This is a genomic window from Serratia sp. ASV30, assembly GCF_016428815.1.
GTDB classification, from domain to species: Bacteria; Pseudomonadota; Gammaproteobacteria; order Enterobacterales; family Enterobacteriaceae; genus Chania; species Chania fonticola_C.
The window spans coordinates 13,679-32,906 of record NZ_JAELTL010000058.1 but is presented as its reverse complement, the minus strand read 5'-3'; the positions used below and the strand labels follow the sequence as shown (position 1 = coordinate 32,906).

Genomic DNA, 19,228 nt, shown 5'->3' with positions numbered 1-19,228 from the left:
GCACCGGACAACGCCACCGTCAGGCCACTCTGCTTCTGCTCAAACCGCTCTTCTACCGTACGCAGGTCATGCCCCGGTTCGATAACGACGCTGTCGCCAGTAACGTTGAGATTTTTACCGGCAATCAGATCCGCACCGCCAATGTGTGCCTTGCCGCCCGCAACGATATTCACATCGCCACCGGTCGAGCCGATGGTGCTCACACTCTGGCTCTGCGTCGTACCGTCTTCGTTCACCTGATGGCGAGAGCTGGAGCTACCAATCGTCACCCCGATACCACCGGTGCCCATCAGTCCGCTCTTTTTCTTCTCATCCAACCGGTAGCTGGACTGTTCTTCCGTCGCCGCCACGATCTCGACGTTGTTACCCGCTTGCAGGTTAACTTTACCGTCACCCACAACCGAAGATCCCTTCACCGTCAGATCGTTACCCGCAGACAGCGACACATTGTCGCCGCTCAGCAGCGTGCCTTTTTCCTGCGTGGCGTAATCTTCCCGCACCGTGTGGGTGGTGGTCTTCGACAGGAATCCTTTCTTGGTCTTGGTTTCTTCGAAGAAGGAGTAGTCGCTTTCGGTGGCGCTGTTGAGCGTCAGATCGCGTCCGGCGCTTACCGCTATATCACCGCTGGCCTGCACCTGTGCCGCATTCAAGGTGGCATCTCGATCGGCGCGAATCGTGGTGTTGCCCCCGCTGGCAATTTCAGTACCTTGCTGACGGATAGACTCATCCACCTGCTGGCGTTTACCTTCCTTGCTCTCGCGGTATTCGCTGGTTTGCTGGGTGTTGAGGTTTACGTCGCGCCCGGCGTTCAGGTTGACGTTGTTGTCCGCCACCATTGCTGCGGCCTGCGAGTTCACATCCCGGCCTGCATTCAGCGTTAAATCGCCGCCGCTGGTGAGGGTGGTGCGCGTGGCATCGTTACTGCGCTGTTCGGTGCCGTTATCTTTCTGCCGGGTGCTCGCTTCCTGCGTTTGCAGGTTGATATCGCGCCCAGCTATTAGGGTAGTATCACTCTGGCTGCCAACCTGGCTGGCCTTCACATTGACATCACGGCCTGCATCAACCATCAGCGGCCCACCAGCGCTAATTTCGCTACCCTGGCTGCTGTGAGTTTCGCTCTCTCTTACGTTCCGCCAGCCCTGATATTTATCGGCACTGTAGGTGGTGTTGGCCAGGACGTTGATATCGCCCCCCGCCAGCAGGTCCATCGCACCACCGGAAGTCAATTTGGCTCCCTGGATATCGATGTTGTTGCCAGCGCTCAGGCTCAAGCTATCCAAGGCCTGGATGGTGCCGATATCGCCGATTTCCGTGCGTGACAGCGACAGACTTTGTGGCATCCAGCCGCCCAGAGAACCCTGGGTATTCCACTGATTCGTCAGCGTCTGGTTGATGATGCTGCCATCAAGGCTTTCCAACTGCACCGTTTTGCCGCTGATGATTGAGCCGATATTGTTGATATCGCCAATCGCGCTCAGTTGCAGGTTGCCGCCCGCATTGAGCAGGCCTGCATTGAGGTTGCTGATGCTGTTCTGGCTATCGAGCGTCAGCGCGTTCTGTGCGGTCAGCGTGCTGCCACTGTTGGTGATATTACCGGCGGTGAGCGAGACATTTTTCCCTGAAGTCACGCTGCCGTTATTGATCGTCACATCTTTTGGTGACAGGTAAAGCTTCGGCACCATCACCGTCTGGCCATTGATGCTGGTCGCTTCCCACCACAAGATACTGTGACCCAACGAGGCGATCTGCTGCGCCGTCAACGAAACCCCAAACTTCAGCCCTAGCGATTGTTGCGCCTTAGCGGCGTTATCCATCAGGGTTTGCATCTGCTCCAAGTCTGAACCTATCCCGTTCAGATAGCGGCTCCCCGTCTGATTGAGCATTGCATTGCTGACGTAACGGGTATCAAAGGCCGCATCCCCCAGGAAACGGTAGTCGTTATCCGGGTGGAGGTTCAGGCGGTCCAGGAAATAGGAAGAGCCAATAAATTTGTCTTCTACCGTGAACTGTTCGTTGGTTTCACGCGGGCTCTGGCCTGGGTTGATCCCCAGCAATGCGTAGAGATCGCCAAACAAGCTCGGATCGAGTTGCCCCAGCCCGTTAAGTTTCGGGTTGGTGGTGATCAGATACGGGTTGTCTGGATCGGTAGATGCGACAAAATAGCCGTTCTCGCCCGTAGGCAGAGGATACGCACTGGTATCGACCGTTTTGCCTTGATACGGGTTTAAGGCCTTACCCTCCGTGCCGATCAGGTCCTTGCCATCGGTGGTGGTGTTTTGTAACTTGGCTCCATCACCCAGATTGGCGCTGCCCTGGTCCCCTTCGCTGTATTTTCCTAACCCTGTGAGCTCAGGCGTGACGTTATCCAGGCCGCCGCCCCCGTTAATCTGTTGCAAGGCATTTTGCAGGCTGTCTTGCCATTCAGGCGAATTGACCGCCGCCTTATCACCGGCAGACAGCGCCTGTTTCTCTACGGCACCGCCGATAGTTTGTTGGCTCAGGGTATTGAGCGTTGGGGCATTGATGGTGTGACTTACACCACCTGCGTTGGGTGAGGTGGTGGTATTACTCAGATCGTTGGCAAAGTTGGCCACGACATTACCACCCGCCTGAATAACGGCACGGTAGATCTCACCTTCTGAGCGCTCAGTGCGCACCTCTCCGTCGGAGGTATAGGTCACATAACGATCGGTGATCTTGCCAAACGCGTAGTCATTCATCGGCTGTAACTTGGACACCACGTACCCGCGCCTGGACTCAGGAAGTTCGTCAGTGCGATAGGTTTGATAGCGAGTTTCAGTTCCCGCCAGCCAAGACTGATTATTCAGCGTATTACCCATCAGGTAAGCATTGCTGTTAGCAAGAATATTGCTGGCCTGGTTATCAAACGCTTGCGCGGTAAGATAGAGATCTCTGCCAGAGGCTATGCGACCCGCACCACCGTTGCTGCTAACCTCAATGCTGGAAACGGATAACGCCAGATCTTTGGTTTTCTCAAAAGGCGCTGCGTAAGTATACGTACGAGTGACCTCTCGCCCGGCATCCCCTGCTAACTGAGTGGTCACATCTATCGTGTAGTAACCCAGCTCACCTTTCTCGAAGAAATCCAACGGAACCTTCACCAGGGCCCCGTTCAACCAAGGGTACTCGCTGGTCAGATCCTGGTTGGTTTGAGTCACACTCAGCCCATCGCGCTGATTCAGCAAATGGGCGGTGTTAATGGTGATATCACCATATTGCGTCTCGATGGTGCCGGAACTGTTCACCACCTCTGCGTTGGCATTACCCGCCATATCACGCTGCATCCACAGGCTATTGCCCGCCAGGATGTCACCGCGCAGGTTTTTGATGCTGTTGGCCAGCAGGTACAGGTTGTTACCGGCATACAGCAAGGCGGTGTTAATCAGGCTGCCAGCCGCATTCAGGGTCATCGAGCCCAGCGTGCCGGTAAACCCGTCCACGGTGATATCGCTCTGGCTGTTCAGGGTTACGTCGCCCCCTGATTGCAGCGTTCCGGCCCCGTTCATGGCAATAGCACTGCCACTGAGGGTGCTGGCCCCACTTCCGCCGGTGATTTGCCCGTTGTTGGTCAAGATGCCGTAAGTCGTGAGGTTGACGCTTTGCCCCTGGAGAGTGCCTTGGTTGGTCAACGCCCCCTGGCTGTTAACGTTCAGGCTCTGGCCTGCGGCAATCACATTCTGGCTGGTAAAGGCGTTCACCAGTTGTAGCGTCAGGTTACCCAACGCCACGACCTGGCCACGTTGGTCAAAATCGCCACTGCTCAGCAGTAAATCGCCCCCGCTGAACATTTTCCCTGTCTCTTGAAGCACCACCTGACTGGCATTGATGCCAAGCCCGGAGGTGCCAAGCAGCGTGCCACCGTTAGTCAGTTGCTGGGTATTCAACGCCAGGTTGCTTCCCTGGATCGTGCCCTGATTGTTCAGGCTACCTGCGGTCAACGTTCCCTGCAGTTCTGCCAGCAAGGTACCGCTGTTGTCCAACGCATCCGCATTCAGTAACAGGGAGCCTGCCTGTAGCCAACCGGTGTTGGTAAATTGCGAGCCATGGAGTGACAGATCGGAGCCAGCAAGCAGGCTTCCGTCATTACGCCCTGATATCGTCCCCCCGAACCGGGTGTCAGCACCGCTTTGTATCAGGCCGCTGTTGACCCAGTACGGCGAGGTAATGGCGAGTGCGTTCTGGCTGAGAAGGGTGCCCGTAGCGTTATTGGTCAACCCACCGCTAAGATTCAGCGTTAAGCCTGTTTCACCTTGTACACGCCCGCTGTTGGTTAGCGTACCGCTGTTAACCCACACACCGTTGCCCTGGATACGCCCAAGGTTGGTGACCGAGGCCGCATCCAGTTTCAGGTCACCCGCCGTCAGCAGGGTTTTATCTTGCTGTTGGGTGAAATCCCCGCTCAGCGCGACCGTCAGGCCGTCAACGCCGCTGATTTCGCCCTGATTATTCAGGGTGTCAGCGTGTAGGGTGAGATTTTTTGCCAGCCACTGCCCGGCGTTGGTCAACGACTGTGCCTGTAATGCAGCTGCACCATTGGCGATAATTTTGCTGCCAGCCGTCGAATTCAATGCCCCAGACAGAGCCATTTGCAACGCATCCGCACTCTGGATTGCGCCACTGTTATTCAACGTCTGAGCATTCAGCAGGATCTGTTGCCCCTGCCAGCGGCCATCATTGGTCACCGTACTGCCATTAACAGAAAGCGTTCCCTGCGTCAGGAGTGAGCCCTGGCTGCCGTTCACCAGCGTCAACAACGGGACGGAGAATGCCTGAATACCTAACGTCAGCGACTGCAGGCCGATCAGCGTACCTGCGTTATTCACCAAGTTCTGTGTCAGGTTGAGGATGTTCCCCTGTACGGCACCTTGGTTATTCAACGTAGCGCCCGCCAAAGACAGACTTCCGTCACTCAGGACGGCACCGTCATTGGTCAGCGTCTGCGCCTGTATTTCGCTGTTACCCTGGCTAAGCAGTGACCCTTCATTCACCAGTTCATCGGTGACGTTGACGGCCAGAGAATCGCTCCCCAGCAGGCTGCCACGGTTCAACCAGCTAGTGGCAGTGACGTGGGTTTGTCCCCCCTGAACCAACCCCTCTGAGCTCAGTTGCCCGGCATTCAGTGATAACGCGCCCCCGGCCAACGTACGGCTTGACGCCCCCAGCGTCAGCACATCACCGTGGGCATTCAACCACTCGCTACCTTGCCATAATCCCGTGTTATTCAGCGTAGCGGCATCCAGCGTCAACCGGCTGGCCACCAGCTTGCCGCTGTTGGTTAAATAGCCGCCGCTCAGGTTCAGCGTCCCTAGGCTTCCCATCTGTCCGCTGTTTTGCAGCGTATTGAACACCGTACCGGTCAGGTTTGAGCGCGCGTTTATCGATCCGCTGTTATCCAGGCTGTCGACACCGAAGGTCAGGCTATTCCCCTGCCAGGATCCGGCGTTGGTGACTGCGCCACCGTTGATTGCCAGCTCACCATCGCTCAGCAGTTGTGCACCAGCCAGCACGTTCAGCGCGGTGCTGTTCAGAGTCAGCCCGGCATTGCCCTGCATGATGCCGCTGTGAGTCACGGTGCCACTATCCACCGCTAGCGTATTGCCCGCCAATATCCCGGCATTGTTCACCGATTGGCTGCGGAAGGTAACATTTTCACGGGCCACCAGTTGGCCGCCTTGCTGGTTTACCAAGGCACCCTGCACATTCAAATTCAGGTTGTTCGCCAGGATGCTGCCCTGGTTGGTGAATTGCTGGCCGGTGAGAGACAAATCATCGTTCACCTGCAATAGGCCAGCGTTGTCCAGTTGATCGAGCGCCAGCTCCAGCGCACCGCCGCTGACCAGCTTCCCGCTGGCAAGGTTACTGATATGGGGGATAGCCAGTTGCAGATGGCTGTTGCCCTGTAGCAAACCACTGTTGGTCAACAGTGGCGCAGTCAATACCACCTTGTCTGCCGCCAGGGTACCCTGGTTCAGAATATGGGCCGCCGTGAGGTCAAACCGATCCTGGCTCAGCAACAGACCACTGTTGAGCATGTCACCGGTCAGGTCTGCCGTCAGGCGATCTTGCGCCTGGGCACTGCCACTGTTCTGCCAGGTCTGGGCTTTCACCGCCAGTTGTTGCCCTTGCAGAGCGCCCTGGTTAACCAACTGTTGGCCTTCAAGGCGTAACGCCCCGCTCGATAACATCTGGCCTGTGGCAGCGTTATTGAGATGAGTGCCGGAAAGCTGCAGGGATTGGCTACCCTGCACCAGCCCCTTGTTGATAACGTCGCCCAAGACGGAGAGCACGGTGGCCGCCAGCCATCCCGCGTTATCCACTGAGCCCGCAGAGACAGTCATCCCTTGCTGGCCGAGGATCTTCCCTTGGTTGGTCAACGTATTGGCGACTACCAGACTCGCCGTTTGTTCACTCAGCGCATTGCCGTTGTTAAGCCACTCTTGGGTGGACAGATCCAGTGTCTGGCCCTGAAGCAATCCGCTGTTGGTCAGCGAGTCCGCCCGTAATGTCAGTGCTCCGCCACTAAGTAAAACACCACCGAGCTGGTTATCTAACGTGGAGGTGCCGATATTCAGCTGACGGCTGCCTTGCAGAGTCCCCGTATTGAACAGGGCCGTGGTATCCAAGGTCAGCGTCGTTGCGGCCAGCAGGCCGTCATTACTGAACTGAGGGGTGGCCAGCGCCAGCGAACCACTCACGTTGACGGTGCCGTTTTGCTGGTTGCTGAACTCTTTGACCAGTGACAAGACCATCATAGCCGCCTGCATCGTCCCGGCGTTGGTCAAGGTGTCTGCAATCAGGTTTAGCGAACCGCCGGTGAGGATACGCCCACGGTTGGTGGCTTCCGCAGCCTTGATAGCAAGGGCGCTGTCACCCTGCAACGTGCCGCTATTGGCGATGCTGTTGGTGTTCAGGGTCAGTTGATCGGCAGCCAGTTGCCCGGCATTGGACAACGCCATACCGTTCAGTGACAGCTTATCTTTCGCCAGCAGCAAACCGCTCTGCTGGTTATCAACCCGCAGAGTTTTGGCCGTCAGGTTCACGGCATTGATTTCACCGCTGTTGAGCAGTTGATCGCCACTGAGCACCAAATCCCGATCGGTGGTGATTAGTCCGGCGTTTTTCAGCGTCGGGATGGCCAGCGACAGGGCATTGGCCGTATACACGGTGCCCCCCTTCTGGTTGTCCATCAGGCGGGCGATAAGATCCAGGGTCTGGCTGCCTTGTAGCAAGCCGCTGTTGGTCAGCGTCTGGCTGTTGATCTTCAAGACAGGAGCGACCAGCGTGCCCTGGTTTGTCAGGGTGTCCGCCTTCAGGGCCAGGGTTGCGGCATGGCTTTTACCACTGTGCAGCAGTGAATCCGCCTCTACCGTTAATGCCCCTTTCGCCGTTTGGGTGCCCGCCAGCGTGGCTTGTTGTGCCTGGAGGGTGAGATTACCCTCACTTTGTACCTGAGCACCCGACAACGTGTTCAACGTCGAGCCCCGCAAAGCTAGATCACCTCCCGCATTCCATTCCCCGCCCAACGTGGCGTTACCCGCGTTAACCGTGATATTACCTTGGCTGGTGGTGAGAGCATCTGCCGTCGTGGTCAGCGTATCGCTGTTGAGGGTTAACCCCGTCGCGCCAGAGAGCAGGCCGTTCTGTTGCAGTGTTCCAGCCCACAGCGTCAGGCTGTCGTCGCTCAGCAACTCGCCGTAACTGCCGTTTCGCAACATCCCGCTGACGTTAAGATCGGCTTTGCCTTTGGCACTCAAGGTGCCGTCTTGATCCAACGTCTGGCTGGTGACAGCCAGCGCTCCCCCACTCAGTATCTTGCCGCTGTTGGTGAGAGACTGACCGTTCAGCGACAGGTTACCCTGGCTCTGAACGGTTCCACTATTCCCCAGATGGGAGAGGGTGCTTTGTATCGCCCCATTGGCCGCCAGCGTGCCGCTGTTAACCAAGCTGGCACCGCTGAGAGTGAGGTTTTGCCCGGCAGTCACTTGCCCCTGCGTCATGCCGCTATTGAACAACGTCATGTCGACATGGCGGGCTGCATCAATCTGGCTGGAACTGTCCACCCGCGCGTCACGAGCCCGCAGGTTGACATCGTTGCCAGCGGTCAGTTTGCCGCTGCTCATCTGCAACGTACCGCCGCTGCTGAGAACGATATTCTGGTCACTGACCAGCGTGCCGCCCTGCTGGGAGAGATCCCCCTGGCTGTTTAACGTAATGGACTGGGTGGCCTTGTGGTCGCCCAACATGCTGATACTTTGCCCTGTCGCCGTTAATGCACCGCCTTGGGCCAGCGAATTATTGAGCGTCAATTTGCCGTTGGCATCCAGGGTGATATCCCCGGCACGGGCATTGAGGTTACCGAGGTTGACGCCTACGCCCTTGTCGCTGGAAACCAGATGGATTCGGTTGGCATACATGCCCCCCAACGCACCGGTATCGACCGCCACTTTAGGCGCTTCGCCCTGGCCCGCGATCGGGGTTGCATTACCTTGCGCATCCACGCGGTTAGCCCCTAGCGTGATGGTGGCATCCTGAGCATACAGCTGAGCGTTAATCTCGGTGGCACGGGCAATAAGCGCAAATTTCCCGCTCTGGCTGGCATCCAGCCCTTTGCCCTGAATGCTGATCGCCCCTTGCGTGACTTCCAACGCCTGCAGTTTGCCGTCCGGCCCTAACACCGGTTTACCGGTGGTCAGCGTCGCGTTCGGGGTGTTGATGAAGCCACAGCCATCGCAGGTGATACCGTAAGGGTTGGCAACCATCACGTTGGCCTGCTTGCCCGCCACTTCCAGATAGCCTTGCAGTTGGGAGCGGTTCGGGGCGACAACCTCGTTAATGATGCCTTGGGCTTCCTGCCCGGCCTTCAAATTGGGGTTATTCTGGATCAGGCCGCCAAGCTGAGTCTGATTGAGCTGCCCGGTGGCGTTATTGAGGATCAGCCCCTCTTTGCCCACGTTGAATTCATTGTATTTATTATGGGAAATGCCGGCCTGATTAGGCGTAGCGATATTGACCACCGGCACGCCATTGCCAGCCTGATCGAGCCGGGTATTCCCTTCGGCGACGTTAACACCGTTCGCCAAGGCGGGCAGCAACGGCTGCCAGGCTAGCAAGCTGCACAGGGTGTAGCTCAGCCAACGCTGGCTGGCATGAATGGGCCGATCGTCTTTTTGCGTCATCCTTGAAACCTTTCCCTGTAAATTAAAGAACGATGTTAATACGGTAGTAAATCGACATCCGATCCGGCTCTAACCAGCTCGGATGCGCCAGCGGCCAGCCCACGGTAAATTGGCTGCTGAAATAACGGTTACGGCTGCCCAGCCCCACCGCGCCGCCCCACAACGTGCCGGAAGCGTAGGCGTCCACGGAGTCGTGGCGCAGATAACCGCCATCTACGGCAGCCAATACGGAAATATCCCCCAGATACGGCAGGCTGAACGGCGACCAGTTGACCTCGTTACGCCAGTAGCCACCTTTGTCGCCGGAGAGATACTGTTCCTTGAAGCCACGCACCGAGCTTTCGCCGCCGAGGGTCAGGCGCTCGCTGCCGTAAAGGCGATCGGGCGTCCACTGGCCGTACAGGCTGGTGAGGTAGTTCCAGTTCTGCGCCAACGGCAAGTAATAGCTGCCGGAGAGCGTGTATTTATTAAACTCCGCCTTGGGAGCCTCGCTGGCTTTACCGCTGTCATCTTCCGCGCCTAACCAGGGAACGCCACGGCTGTAGGAGGGGTTGAGCGTGGCAAAACCGCCCCACAGTTTTTGGCTATGGCTCACGCCCAGAGATACGCTGGTCAGTTTACGGCTGCTGCTGTCTAGCCGGGTGTCATTCAGATAGTTGCGGTTGATACGGTGGGTCAGGCCCAGCGCCAGGCCGGTTTTCATGTCACTGTTACGGAACAATACGCGCGAAACGTTGAAGCGATGGGTCTGGCTGTCGCCGGTGGATCGCCAGTCAAAGCCCTGATTGTCGATCGTCGAGAGATAGTCGCTGTAGGAATAGTTGTAATCCATCAGCCAGTAGCCATAGGGCAGGCTGACACCGGCCTGGACGCTGCGGGCATCGTGATCGTTGGCGAAATCGCTGCTGCGCGCGCCGGTCACAAACCACTGATCCGCCAGCCCCAGCAGGTTATTGCCGGTCAATGAGCCGTTGATCTGCCCGGTGCCGGTACTTTTTTGCCCGCTGTTGTCAAAACCCAGCCCCAGCATCACCGGGAACTCTGGCTTGGCGGTCAGGTTGACCACCGAATAGCCCGGTTGGCTACCGGGCAGGATTTCAATCTGCACCGGTTGCTGGCGCAGGCGGTTAATCTGCTCCATACCCTGTTCGATATCGCGCAGGTTAAGGATGTTGCCCACCAGGCCGGGGAACGCCATCTTCAGCATTCGGTCATCCCGTTGGTCCAGCAAGATCTTTTCCAACTGCCCTTCCAGTACCAACAGCTTCAATTCCCCATGGGACAGGTCTTGCTCGGTCAGGAAAGCGCGGCTGGTGATATAGCCCCGTTCGATATACCAATCGGAAACCTGCTGCACCAGGGTGTTGATCTGGGCCAGATTCAGGCAGCGTTGCAGATAGGGTTGCGTCAAGGCTTGCCGCGCACGGGCGGGCAGATGGCTGGCACCTTCAAGGCGAATGGTCGTGATGGCGAAGCACGGCCCGCCAGGGGCTGTGGCTGCTGGCGTTTGTGGCAGCACCGGCGTCAGGCTGCGTTGCAATTCCTGACGTTGTTGTTGGTTTTGCTGCAACAATTCACGTTGTTGCTGTTGGATAGTATCTCGATCCGCAGGGCTGAGCATATTGGCGCCAACCGCCGAACTGAGAGAAAGAAACAACAATGATACTGCCAACCGCTGAGCTACTGAGTCCATTCAGATAAACCGCCTTAATGATTTTGCGGCATTCTAACGACATAATTCGGCATCAGACAAGCAAGAGATCGTGACTGTACGGGACTTAGAGGCATCGGAACTGGCATAAATCTCAGAGTGAGGCGGGGTAAATATTCTGAAACTGTTTTAATGCCTGCACTTTATTTGCTGTATGTAAACTAAACAGTCAATTATGCTGAATGGAGGCGGACTTTTCTGATTAAAAAAATAATCGGCAGCCGTGCCCAATTTATACGACAGATTAAGTCATCAATTAAGCCCAACCCGTTAAGTGGGCGCAGCATTCAGCGCCCACCTGGATAGATTTGGTCACAGAGCCAAGCTACACGGCTTGATGCTCAGCTCGCTATCGGCTCTGAACCGCCCTTGTCCAACGGCTCTTCCGGTTCGGCTGGCAGCACCATATAGGTGCCCTCAAATACTGCACCTTCATCATCGTCACCGAATAAATGTACCTCTGCCTGCACGCGCGCCCGGCGGCCACGCGCCAAACGGGCCAGATCGCCACTCAATGAGCTCAGATCGGCAACGGCTCTCGGCCTGCCGGTGATCGGTTTGCTGTAGCGAATGTGGGCGTCTGCCAGAATAATCGTGCCCCCAAGGTGGCGCTCACGCAGCAGCAGCCAGATCAGCCCCCAAGCGGTCAGCGTTGCCAAGGAGAACAGGCTACCGGCAAACAGCGTATGGTGTGGATTCTGGTTGCCCACTTCTGGCATGGTGGTGACAAAACGTTGGCCAGTATATTGGCTGATGCGCACACCCATTTTTTCACTGAGCGGGATATGTTCATACCAGGCTTGTTGCAGTTGCCCGCACCAGTCGGGGCGATGCAGAATGTCATCCAGCGTGGCCACGGGTTTGATCATCAGGTAATGGCGGATCGGCGTAGTTTGCGGCGCAGTGATTTCGCCCTGGTTGATAAAGCCCAGCTTGGCAAAGAAGTCCACTGCATCCTCACGGGCGCTACACACCACCCGTTTTACCCCTTCCTGGCGCGCTACTGACTCCAGGGTCATCGCCACCAGCGTGCCAAGGCCTTTGTCCTGCACCGTGGGATCGACCGCCATGAAGCGGATAGCGGCTTCGTTATCGGCATTGATATACAGACGGCCTATGGCCACAATCCGGCCGTTCTCATCCACCACCATTTGATGGTGCGCCATGGCGTCGTAGGCATCCTTTTCCGAACCCACCGGCTGGTGTAATGGCTTGCGCAGCATCTCCCAGCGAAACTGGTAATACTCCTTCAGTTCTTGTTCTGTAACGGGTACTCGTAGGTGATACATAGACGCCTTCTCTTGTGATCTTTAAACCTGCAGCCAGAACGTCACCGGGCCATCGTTCACCAGCGCCACCTGCATATCGGCGGCAAACTCACCGGTCTGGGTTTCAATACCCCGTTCCTGGCACTGCCCAACAAAATAGCGGTATAGCCGATCGGCCTCCTGCGGCACCGCACCGCGCGAAAAACTCGGCCGCATGCCTTTCTGGGTATCTGCTACCAGTGTGAACTGCGACACCACCAACAGGCTGCCACCAGCCTGCTGAACGTTAAGATTCATCTTGTCATCCTCGTCGCCGAAGATGCGATACCCCAGCACCCGCTCACACAGGCGTTGGGCTTTTTGCTCGTTATCGTCCTGCTCGACGCCCAATAACACTAACAAACCGGGGCCAATCTTGCCTACCGTCTGACCTTCTACCGTAACGCTGGCGTTTAATACCCGTTGAATTAACGCAATCATAACGATCCTTCCTGCTCCTGTTTTTGCTGTTGTTCTGCTTTCTGCTGCCGGTAAAGGCGGTACTCGCCCAGCGTAACGGTGATTTCGGCACCCAATAACACGATACACCAGCTCCAGTAGACCCATAAAAATAAAATCGGGATCACCGCCAGCACGCCGTAGATCAACTGGTAGGAAGGGAACATGGTGACATACATCGCAAAGCCTTTCTTACCCAGCTCGAACAGCACCCCTGCCACCAGCGCCCCGATCAACGCATCTTTCGCAGGCACGCGTACCGTAGGCACCACGCTGTATAACAACCAGAAAGAGACCCAGGACAGGATCAGCGGGAAGATGCGCAGCACCTCATCCACCAGGCTGTTAACGCCGGTTTGCGCTAACCAGTTTAGCGACAACAGATATGAGCTGATCGCCATACTGGCCCCCACCAACAGCGGGCCAAGGGTCAGCACCATCCAGTAAACGGCAAAGGAAACCACGATAGGCCGTTGGTTCTTACTGCGCCAGATGGTGTTCAACACGCTATCCACCGAATAGATCAGCAGCAGCGCGGTGACGATCAGGCCGCAGATCCCCACGGCGGTCATCTTGCTGGAGTTGGCAACAAACTGCTCCAGGTAACGTTGCAGCACATTACCGGCCGCAGGCATAAAGTTGGAGAAAATAAAGCTTTTTAGCTGCACGCTGATATCCGCAAACATCGGGAAAACGGCAAACAGCGCAAACACCACGGTGATCAGCGGCACCAGGGAAAGTAGCGAGACATAGGCCAGATGGCCCGCCAACATGGTCAGGCCATCCTCATCAATACGTTTAAACAGCAACCGCCCGAAGGTTATTCCGGGTTTGATCGACGATGGCAGCTTTTTGCGGCGGAAAAACGACATATCTTCATCCTAAATGTCAGTCTGGACGCCTTAAGCTTAACGTACGGTGATTATTGAGCAAAATAAGCCGGCACAACCTGGCGATCGATGACGTGCACCGCCTTGATCCCCTGCGCTGCCGCCGCTTCTACGTTCGCCGCCACATCGTCAAAGAATACCGCTTGATCCGCCGGGGTATTTTCCGCCTTCAGTACGTGCTGATAGATGTTGGCATCGGGTTTGCGCATGCCAAGATCCTGCGACAGATACATGTGATCGGCTGCTTCAGCGACCTGAGGGTAGTGCTGAGGCCAATAATTACAGTGCAGGCGGTTGGTATTCGATAACACCACCACGCGATGCCCTTCGTTGCGCAGACGGTGCATAATCTCGATCACTTCAGGGCGCAAGGCAACAAACACCGCCTGCCAGCCGGTGGCAAACTGCTCGAAGCTGAGCGCTATCCCCATTTCTTCACAGAGTTTGGCTGCAAAATCTTCGTCGCTAATCTCGCCGCGCTCGTGCTGTTGGAATACCTCACCCATGCTAAAACGTTCGGACAACGTCGCCAGCGGTGTGCCGCTCAGGTTGCTCCACACGCCCAGTACACGTTTGAAATCGATATCGACAATCACATTACCTAAATCAAAGATATACAGCATAGTCCTCTCCCATGGGCCAGTGAGATTTCACTGTAACGGGAAAAGTTAAGGCTGAACAGGGAGCAGTGTGAAAAGCGCATGGCGCGCCGCAGAATGGGGGAAAGACAGAGGAAAAAACTCAGGGCGCTGTGACACGCCCTAAGTATTGCGGATTAAATCGGCGAATTAAGCTTCTTTAGGACCGCGGTTGGCACGCTTACGATCGTTTTCCGTCAGGTGACGCTTACGGATACGGATCGAGATTGGCGTGACTTCTACCAGTTCATCATCATCGATGAATTCCAGAGCTTGCTCCAGAGACATTTTGATGGCCGGAACCAGGGTAGTCGCTTCATCGGTACCCGATGCGCGCATGTTGGTCAGTTTCTTACCGGTCAGGCAGTTCACGGTCAGGTCGTTAGAACGTGAATGAATACCGATGATCTGGCCTTCATACACTTCAGCACCGTGGCCCAGGAACAGCTTACCGCGATCTTGCAGACCGTACAGAGCGAACGCTACCGCTTTGCCCTGGCCGTTAGAGATCAGCACGCCGTTCTGACGCTGGCCCACTTCGCCCGGACGCACATCGTCGTAGTGGCTGAAGGTGGAGTACAGCAGACCGGTACCAGAAGTCATGGTCATGAATTCGTTACGGAAACCGATCAGGCCACGGCTTGGGATCACGTAGTCAAGACGCACACGGCCCTTGCCATCTGGATCCATGTTTTTCAGGTCAGCTTTACGCTCACCCATCGCCTGCATCACAGAACCCTGGTGCTGTTCTTCGATGTCCAGCGTCACGTTCTCGAACGGCTCTTGCTTGCGGCCATCGATTTCACGGAAGATAACTTTCGGACGGGAAACCGCCAGTTCAAAACCTTCACGACGCATGTTTTCGATCAGAACCGACAGGTGAAGTTCACCACGGCCTGAAACACGGAATGCATCAGCATCTTCGGTTTCTTCAACGCGCAACGCCACGTTGTGTACCAGTTCCTTGTTCAGACGCTCAAGGATTTGGCGTGAAGTCACGAACTTGCCTTCTTTACCACAGAACGGTGAGGTATTGACGTTAAAGAACATGCTTACGGTAGGTTCATCAACCGACAGTGCTGGCAACGCTTCAACCGCGTTCACATCACAAATGGTGTCAGAGATGTTCAGCTCGCCCAGGCCGGTGATGGCAACGATGTCGCCCGCTTCGGCAACGGTGGCTTCGATACGTTCCAGACCCATATGGGTCAGCACTTTACCGATTTTACCGTTACGGGTTTTGCCTTCGCTGTCGATCAGGGTGACCTGCTGGTTAGGCTTGACTTTACCACGCTTGATACGGCCGATGCCGATAACACCCACGTAGTTGTTGTAGTCCAGCTGCGAGATCTGCATCTGGAAAGGTGCTTCCAGCTCAACCTGCGGTGCAGAGACGTGATCGACAATCGCCTGGTACAGCGGAGTCATGTCTTCGGCCATATCGTTATGGTCAAGACCCGCGATACCCATCAATGCGGATGCATAGATGATTGGGAAGTCGAGCTGTTCGTCGGTAGCGTCCAGGTTAACGAACAGGTCGAAGACCTGATCCACAACCCAGTCAGGACGCGCGCCAGGGCGGTCAACCTTGTTGATTACCACGATCGGTTTCAGACCATTAGCAAACGCTTTCTTGGTCACGAAACGGGTTTGCGGCATTGGGCCATCCATTGCATCCACAACCAGCAGCACCGAGTCGACCATTGACATCACGCGCTCTACCTCGCCGCCGAAATCGGCGTGTCCTGGGGTGTCTACGATGTTGATGCGGTAGTCTTTCCAATTAATGGCGGTGTTTTTTGCGAGGATGGTAATCCCACGCTCTTTCTCCAAATCGTTGGAGTCCATTACGCGTTCTGTCGCTTCTGAACGCTCTCCGAAAGTACCGGATTGTTGCAGCAACTTGTCAACCAGGGTGGTCTTACCATGGTCAACGTGGGCAATAATGGCGATGTTACGCAAATTTTCGATCACAGCTTTGCCTCAGGCATTAGAAATAGCGCGCTATTGTACACGTATTAAGCGAGGTACTAAACAAGATCACAACACTCTCTTATAAACAACTGTGTACAGGCTAGTTTGTGATCCCTTTCACGGTGCAAAAAGCAGCAACGGGTGATGTTTTGCACCATTTCAGTGCCCTGCACCCGGTTATTTGCACCAACATAGTGCATTGCATCGCTAATGGTGCATACTGGCGATGGGCAAAACCCGCGCAAACCGGCGATTTTTTCGCTTTTTAAAAGTTGGCACAGTTTTCGCTTTGTTTTAATAAGAGCCTAGACAGGGCAAAACAGGCCAGTACACAGATTCGTTCCACGACGATGACAACGATAAATCCGGGAGAGTTAAGTATGTCCGCTGAACACGTTTTGACGATGCTGAATGAGCATGAAGTGAAATTCGTAGACCTGCGTTTCACTGACACCAAGGGTAAAGAACAACACGTCACCATCCCTGCTCATCAGGTAAATGCCGACTTCTTCGAAGAAGGTAAAATGTTTGACGGCTCCTCAATCGGTGGTTGGAAGGGCATCAACGAATCTGACATGGTACTGATGCCAGACGCCAGCACGGCGGTTCTGGATCCGTTCTTCGAAGAATCTACCCTGATCATTCGTTGTGACATCCTCGAGCCAGGCACCATGCAAGGCTACGATCGTGACCCACGTTCGATCTCCAAGCGTGCTGAAGACTTCCTGCGCTCTTCCGGCATCGCCGATACCGTGCTGTTTGGGCCAGAACCGGAGTTCTTCCTGTTTGACGACGTGCGCTTTGGCAGCAGCATCCGTGGTTCCCATGTCAGCATTGATGACATCGAAGGCGCCTGGAACACCAGCACCAAATACGAAGGCGGCAACAAAGGCCACCGTCCAGCAGTAAAAGGCGGTTACTTCCCAGTGCCACCGGTCGACTCTTCACAGGACATCCGTTCTACCATGTGTCTGACCATGGAAGAAATGGGCCTGGTGGTTGAAGCTCACCACCACGAAGTGGCAACCGCCGGTCAGAACGAAGTGGCCACCCGCTTCAACACCATGACCAAGAAAGCCGACGAAATCCAAATCTACAAATACGTGGTTCACAACGTGGCTCACGCATTTGGCAAAACCGCGACCTTCATGCCAAAACCGATGTTCGGCGATAACGGCTCAGGTATGCACTGCCACATGTCACTGTCCAAGAACGGCACCAACCTGTTCGCTGGCGACAAGTACGGCGGCCTGTCTGAAATGGCGCTGTTCTACATTGGCGGCATCATCAAGCACGCTAAAGCAATCAACGCCCTGGCCAACCCGACCACCAACTCCTACAAGCGTCTGGTCCCAGGTTACGAAGCGCCGGTTATGCTGGCTTACTCTGCCCGTAACCGCTCCGCGTCTATCCGTATCCCAGTGGTTGCCAGCCCGAAAGCGCGCCGTATCGAAGCTCGCTTCCCGGATCCAGCGGCTAACCCATACCTGTGCTTCGCCGCGCTGCTGATGGCTGGCCTGGACGGCGTGATCAACAAGATCCACCCTGGCGATGCCATGGATAAAAACCTGTATGACCTGCCGCCGGAAGAAGAAGCTGAAATTCCAAAAGTGGCTGGCTCACTGGATGAAGCAATGGCCGCACTGAACGAAGACCGTGAATTCCTGACCCGCGGTGGCGTATTCACCGACGACGCGATCGATGCCTACATCGAACTGCGTAAAGAAGAGATGGATCGCGTGCGCATGACGCCACACCCAGTTGAATTCGAACTGTACTACAGCGTTTAAGTCATAGCGTTTAAGCCATACCCGCGCTGTCTACGGATGGCGCATCGCTCGCTATTTATCTAAGCCGTTTTTTTGTTGCCGTGGAAACTTTTAGCCCATCTTCGGATGGGCTTTTTTCTCCACCGTATGTTCTGCAAAACTATTTCATACCGTGATGGTTGCGGATGGAGTAGGATGGATGCACTAAAAAGGTGCAGGAGACTGCTGTATGGCAACCGGCAAGCTGCCCGATGCTGGGCAGATCCTCAATTCTCTCATCAATAGCATTTTGCTGTTGGATGACACACTGGCGATCCACTACGCCAACCCGGCGGCACAACAGCTGCTGGCACAGAGTTCTCGTAAACTTTTCGGTACACCTCTGCCCGATTTACTTGGTTATTTTTCGCTGAATATCGATCTGATGCGCGAAAGCCTGTATGCCGGCCAGGGCTTTACCGATAACGAAGTGACCCTGGTGGTCGATAGCCGCGCCCATATCCTCTCCCTGACCGCTCAGGCGCTGCCAGAAGGCTTTATTCTGCTGGAGCTGGCCCCAATGGACAATCAACGTCGCCTCAGCCAGGAGCAGTTACAGCACGCTCAACAGGTTGCGGCGCGAGATCTGGTACGCGGTCTGGCCCACGAAATCAAAAATCCGCTCGGCGGTTTGCGGGGTGCTGCGCAGTTGCTGGCTAAAGCTTTGCCAGACCCCTCGCTGACGGAATACACCAAGGTGATCATCGAACAGGCCGATCGGCTGCGTAATCTGGTAGATCGCCTGCTAGGGCCGCAGCGCCCCGGCCAACATATTACCCAGAGTATCCATCAGGTAGCGGAACGGGTCTTCCAATTGGTGTCGTTGGAGAAACCCGATAACGTCACGCTGGTGCGTGATTACGACCCTAGCCTGCCGGAACTGGCGCACGATCCCGATCAAATCGAGCAGGTGTTGCTCAATATCACCCGCAACGCATTGCAGGCGCTGAGCGAAACCGGTGGCACCATCACGCTGCGCACGCGTACCGCGTTTCAGATCACCCTGCACGGCACCCGCTACCGGCTGGCGGCGCGGATCGATGTTGAGGATGACGGCCCGGGCGTACCGGCCCAGTTGCAAGACACTCTGTTCTACCCGATGGTCAGCGGCCGCGAAGGCGGTACCGGCCTGGGGTTATCCATCGCCCGTAATCTAATCGATCAGCATTGCGGAAAAATTGAATTTAACAGTTGGCCAGGTCACACCGAATTCTCGGTTTTCCTGCCTATTCGCCAGTGAGGTT

General features: G+C 55.8%; 9 protein-coding genes. 2 read left to right on the top strand and 7 right to left on the bottom strand.

Annotated features, from left to right (window positions below; genetic code table 11):
- From JHD74_RS20980 to typA, 7 genes are all read right to left on the bottom strand, one after another.
- Window positions 1-9,197, bottom strand: a 9,197-nt coding sequence (locus JHD74_RS20980) for a hemagglutinin repeat-containing protein (RefSeq protein ID WP_199063439.1), incomplete at its 3' end; no start/stop codon positions are given.
- A gap of 22 nt (window positions 9,198-9,219) precedes the next feature.
- Window positions 9,220-10,890 (bottom strand): ShlB/FhaC/HecB family hemolysin secretion/activation protein, encoded by a 1,671-nt coding sequence (locus JHD74_RS20975; RefSeq protein ID WP_199063438.1) that lies wholly within the window; start codon window positions 10,888-10,890, stop codon window positions 9,220-9,222.
- 359 nt (window positions 10,891-11,249) lie between these two features.
- Window positions 11,250-12,197 (bottom strand): fatty acid biosynthesis protein FabY, encoded by a 948-nt coding sequence (gene fabY, locus JHD74_RS20970; RefSeq protein WP_024527828.1) that lies wholly within the window; start codon window positions 12,195-12,197, stop codon window positions 11,250-11,252.
- 21 nt (window positions 12,198-12,218) lie between these two features.
- Entirely contained in the window at window positions 12,219-12,656 is a 438-nt protein-coding gene (dtd, locus tag JHD74_RS20965) for a D-aminoacyl-tRNA deacylase (protein ID WP_024527827.1), read from the bottom strand.
- Complete coding sequence (locus JHD74_RS20960; RefSeq protein ID WP_024527826.1) at window positions 12,653-13,546, bottom strand: virulence factor BrkB family protein; 894 nt, start codon at window positions 13,544-13,546, stop codon at window positions 12,653-12,655. Before JHD74_RS20960 ends, dtd begins: the two co-directional genes overlap by 4 nt.
- A gap of 50 nt (window positions 13,547-13,596) precedes the next feature.
- Window positions 13,597-14,187: a glucose-1-phosphatase gene (gene yihX / locus JHD74_RS20955; RefSeq protein ID WP_199063437.1), complete on the bottom strand. Its 591-nt coding sequence runs from the start codon at window positions 14,185-14,187 to the stop codon at window positions 13,597-13,599.
- 165 nt (window positions 14,188-14,352) lie between these two features.
- A complete protein-coding gene (gene typA, locus JHD74_RS20950; RefSeq protein ID WP_024527824.1) occupies window positions 14,353-16,176 on the bottom strand; it encodes a ribosome-dependent GTPase TypA in 1,824 nt (607 codons plus the stop codon).
- A gap of 380 nt (window positions 16,177-16,556) precedes the next feature.
- Here typA and glnA point away from each other — a divergent pair, with 380 nt between their 5' ends.
- Both glnA and glnL read left to right on the top strand, forming a co-directional pair.
- A complete protein-coding gene (gene glnA, locus JHD74_RS20945; protein WP_024527823.1) occupies window positions 16,557-17,966 on the top strand; it encodes a glutamate--ammonia ligase in 1,410 nt (469 codons plus the stop codon).
- A 208-nt stretch (window positions 17,967-18,174) separates the two neighbouring features.
- Window positions 18,175-19,224 (top strand): nitrogen regulation protein NR(II), encoded by a 1,050-nt coding sequence (glnL, locus tag JHD74_RS20940; protein ID WP_024527822.1) that lies wholly within the window; start codon window positions 18,175-18,177, stop codon window positions 19,222-19,224.
- Window positions 19,225-19,228: the final 4 nt, after the last annotated feature.